Origin of the sequence: Nodularia sp. UHCC 0506 (assembly GCF_034931045.1) — a bacterium.
GTDB lineage: Bacteria > Cyanobacteriota > Cyanobacteriia > Cyanobacteriales > Nostocaceae > Nodularia.
The window spans coordinates 8,944-12,989 of record NZ_JAYGHH010000069.1 but is presented as its reverse complement, the minus strand read 5'-3'; the positions used below and the strand labels follow the sequence as shown (position 1 = coordinate 12,989).

The window sequence follows — 4,046 nt, the reverse complement described above, 5'->3', positions numbered from 1 at the left end:
CTAACGAATTTAATAAATTAATAATTTCTTGCTCCTGCCAATCTACGGATGTTTCATTTGATAGGAGGTTGGGTTGTTCCTTGTCAATTAAATGATACCTTTCCGCTAAATTGCCTAATCCAGGGAAAATTTCCCAGTTTGGGGGGACACCGGGAAGCGGTCTCACATTTGCATTAACCGGAATTAGTTCCCAAGCACTACGAGATGGTTTAATCCTAAATACCCACTGAGCCTCGCTACAAATACTCTGTTTATATACTTTACTTTTAAATAACTGTGAGCGAAAAATTGCTTCACAAAGTTGAGATATATCTGGAGTGGATAAACTATGAACTTTTACAAAATTTTCAAGGGAAGGAAGAAAAAGTTTCAAAGTTCCTTTGGTGGCCAACAAATAATTCCACTGAGCTATCATTTCATCTTCATTCGTGGGAGTCTTTTGCACAAACCCACCAGTCCGAATTTTTGGCAATCCCTCAATATATTTTCTACCTGAATCAAGAAAGAAATAACCATGTAGAAAAATTGTATAATCTTGCTCACCTTGGCAATCAATTACTTCATAGGCTTCTTGTTCCGCTCCTTCTGTAATAGTTTCATCACTTGCTAAAGGTAGAAAAACTGACCACTGTAGCATTAATCTAGCTTTATGCCTATTGTTTAGAGATTGCTTGGTAAAAACCACCGCACAATGAGGGATTGATTTATCAGGTATACTTTCTGATTCCGCAGATTCGTTAATTGATACTCTTTTTGTCCAATAAGATGACTGTTGTAAATCATCCCAAAAAGTATTTGATACCCTTTCTGGATCTTGACCTAGTAGTAATGAAAATTCATTGGCTGGTAAAATTCGTTCTTTACCTGCAAACCGAATTCCTGTTGCATCTGTACTAATAATAATTCTTCCTTGTAAATCGTGTTCATCTTGTTGTATTATTTCACTTTCTGAATTGGGATAAATACAACGTTCGCAGGGATTATGGCTATCTAAACTAACAGAAAATTGTGGCTTAAGAGAACCACGATTATTTTCTAGCCAATATCTAACATTTCTAATATGACGTAACAATGGTAATAACTGCCCAATCCTCATTTTCATGTCTTCAGGTAGATTTGATTCTACTGATTTGGCATCATTATAATAGTTAGCCAAAATACAACGTTCATCTGCCATTTGTTGGCGCAGTGGTATCCATAATAGAAAGTAACTGGATTGAGGTTTTACTAAGTTTTGTTGAATCAAATAATTTTCTAAAAACTGACGATCTTTAAGGGAAAGTTCTCCCCATTCTGGGCGTTTAGAATCAAGTCCATCATAATTAGCCCAAGGATTAATAAATTCACCACAACCTTCTTGAATATCTTGAGAACGAGCAATATAAAAGAAGGCTTCACAAAAATGAAAAATACTCTTCTGTCCCAGTCCAAATTTACCGATTTTACCTTTATCTTTAGCATTAGCATCAATGCCAAAACAAGATATAGATTCTTTATCAGATTTAGTAAATGTGCCATTATTGAGGAAAAATAGCCCAGGTATCTTTAAGAGGGGATGCTCAACTGCGTCTCCCAGTTCTTTGACTATTCCAAATTCTAAAGTTGTGGCTCGTCCATCATTGGCATTTTGAATTATTTCTTTAATTATAGGAAACCCTTGCTTATACCTCTCCCGCAATAGGCTTTTGATATTATTGACAATTGTTCCGGGTGGAATTTGATAACCTGCCATAATTAATACTCTTTATGTAATTGAAAATGGTCAAAAATGTTGGACTTGGGTTGTTAGATTACTTGGGGGATTCAATAATTTCAGCTATGGCATATACTCCCGCCTTATCCCCAGATTTCCAAATCAGCACCCCATCACCATGACTAATGTCTTTGGCATAGCGTGTGACAAGCCAGGGCATCTGCTCAAAGTCGCGGATACCGTCTATGATGCGGTAATATTTGGGGTTGCCCTGAAATAGCCAGTAGGTCATTAGATTTCACTTAAGAATTTGCTGGGGATGAGGTGGGGCGATCGCAATTTATTAGGGTTATAGGTTACTTTGTATTACTCCTGTTACTTCTTTGATTACATCATTGATAGGAACTAGCCTTCCAACAGTTGTATAATAGCCACCGCCAGATATGGGTGTTGTTGTTGGACGTTCTCTAAAGCGGTTTATATTTTTTACAAACCACTCTTTAGTTAATGGCATTGGTAACTGATACAAGGTTTTGTTTCCCACAAAGTAATAAAATATCCAATCAGCTTCTGTATACATGAAACATCCAGGTGTTCCCCTTTCTAAATTACTATCAGTTTCAAAGAAAAAGTTACCAGTTTTATGCCAGCGATCGCCCTTAATTTCTATCAAAACCTCCTGATTTTGAGTTTTCCAAATTAAATCAATATCTCGTTTTTGAAATAATAGATCGTTTTCAACGTTGACTACTTCAATGGTTTCAGGTCGATTTTTTAACCAATTAGTTATATCAGCAGTAGCTACATTAGCTACTTTCAATCCATCATTCATGCTGTAAGACATAGTGTATCCATTTTTTTAGCTAGGAATTTTCGGATATTAAAATCGAGGTTTTTGACTTGTCTAATGAAAATCGTGGGATTTCGATAACAGGTTGCGGACTTTGCGATCACTTGGGTTTTCCCCTTAAGAATGGGAGGATGATATTTATATTCATAAATTTATGCCCTCAATAAAAATGCAGCTAGAGAAAATTGCATACTGCTAGGTTTAATCCCTTCGTCTAGAATCAGGTTTAATTTGTCTGTGTCCTGTCCCGGTAGGTGCGGCGAAATAGTTCTGTATTATCTGTAAAATTTTCTACCCCAATTTCTCGATTTTGAAACCAGTGGCTAACTTCGGGAGGGAATTTTAAATCATTAAAGCCTTCTGGACGGCTGATAAAGGGTGAGAGGATGTTATAAATATCTTCCCGGCGATTGTTCCAGGGTGTAGCAGTTAAAAGTAAAAAGTAACGCTGTCTGCCAGATTTGCGATCGCTCTCCTGGATCTGTAAGCAAGTCTTGTGAATTGTGAAAATCATTAATGCACCCTATCCACAAATTAATTAGTCAATTCAAATAGCGATCGCTACACGATAACTTTGTCAAACTGTCAAATACTTCTCTAACAGATCCTTACCCTGTTCCCCTATCTCCTTAAGCTTCTGCTCAATTAGCTTCATGGCAATCGGTGACGGATTAGAGCGGCCATTTTCCCATCGGTTGACCGTAGGATATGTCACACCTAAATGTGCTGCAAACTGTTCCTGTGTCAAATTAGTTAACAGGCGAAGTTCGCGGATGATTTGACCAATCTCCGGCTGCTGTTTGCTCGACATTTGCCTAACCCATTATTTTGATGTAGCAAATGATGTATCAACTGCCATCATAAACGCATTTAAACGTAATAACAAGGTTTAAAATGATAAATTTTTCATGATTACTATTGAATCAAATCAATACATTCACAAGAGGATTTTCAGTAAATTCTACAGTAATTATCATAGCTATTTAATCCACACAAACCTTTATTAGGTGAGAGTGCATAGCAACTGTAATATGGGGTAGTACAAAAATATGTAGAACCACATATTAAAACATGAAAAAACTAATGGTATCTGACTAAGCTTAAGTATTTAAACTATTGGTAAACAACCACATCATTATACAGACTGCTAGAAGATACTTATTCCAATGCAATTTAGCCTACCGCCCATAATCCAAAATTCTGAAGGGAAAAGTTGGGAGACAGTGCGATTTCGGCGATGGTGCTTTGCACCCGCCGGAGGCAATCGCAAATGACTGATCACAAGACCCCACCAAGTCAATGATTCGTGAGCCTAATGCCTTGATAATGCCTTGATTGGGACAGTTCGCCAATTAGGGAGATCCAAATAATAAAATGCCCAGCGATAGTATAGAAACCAATCTATACCGCCTGGTGAAGCGATAGTGTAGAAACCAATCTATACCATCTGGTGAAATCAATTGTCCCCACAATGGGCTTTAATGAAGAAGCATTCAACATAAG

At 37.2% G+C, this 4,046-nt stretch carries 5 protein-coding genes; all 5 read right to left on the bottom strand.

Features of this window, described 5'->3' with window-relative positions; genetic code table 11:
- The coding region (locus VB654_RS23700) for a sacsin N-terminal ATP-binding-like domain-containing protein (protein WP_323216291.1) at positions 1–1,732 on the bottom strand (1,732 nt) is incomplete at its 3' end.
- A gap of 58 nt (positions 1,733–1,790) precedes the next feature.
- Positions 1,791–1,985 carry an EVE domain-containing protein gene (locus tag VB654_RS23695; RefSeq protein ID WP_323216290.1) on the bottom strand — a complete coding sequence of 65 codons (195 nt, stop codon included), beginning with the start codon at positions 1,983–1,985 and terminating at the stop codon, positions 1,791–1,793.
- Positions 1,986–2,042: 57 nt separating this feature from the next.
- Positions 2,043–2,537 (bottom strand): hypothetical protein, encoded by a 495-nt coding sequence (locus VB654_RS23690; protein ID WP_323216289.1) that lies wholly within the window; start codon positions 2,535–2,537, stop codon positions 2,043–2,045.
- A gap of 232 nt (positions 2,538–2,769) precedes the next feature.
- A complete protein-coding gene (locus VB654_RS23685) occupies positions 2,770–3,057 on the bottom strand; it encodes a hypothetical protein (RefSeq protein ID WP_323216288.1) in 288 nt (95 codons plus the stop codon).
- A gap of 63 nt (positions 3,058–3,120) precedes the next feature.
- Positions 3,121–3,354: a helix-turn-helix transcriptional regulator gene (locus VB654_RS23680; RefSeq protein WP_323216287.1), complete on the bottom strand. Its 234-nt coding sequence runs from the start codon at positions 3,352–3,354 to the stop codon at positions 3,121–3,123.
- Between the last annotated feature and the right edge of the window lie 692 nt (positions 3,355–4,046).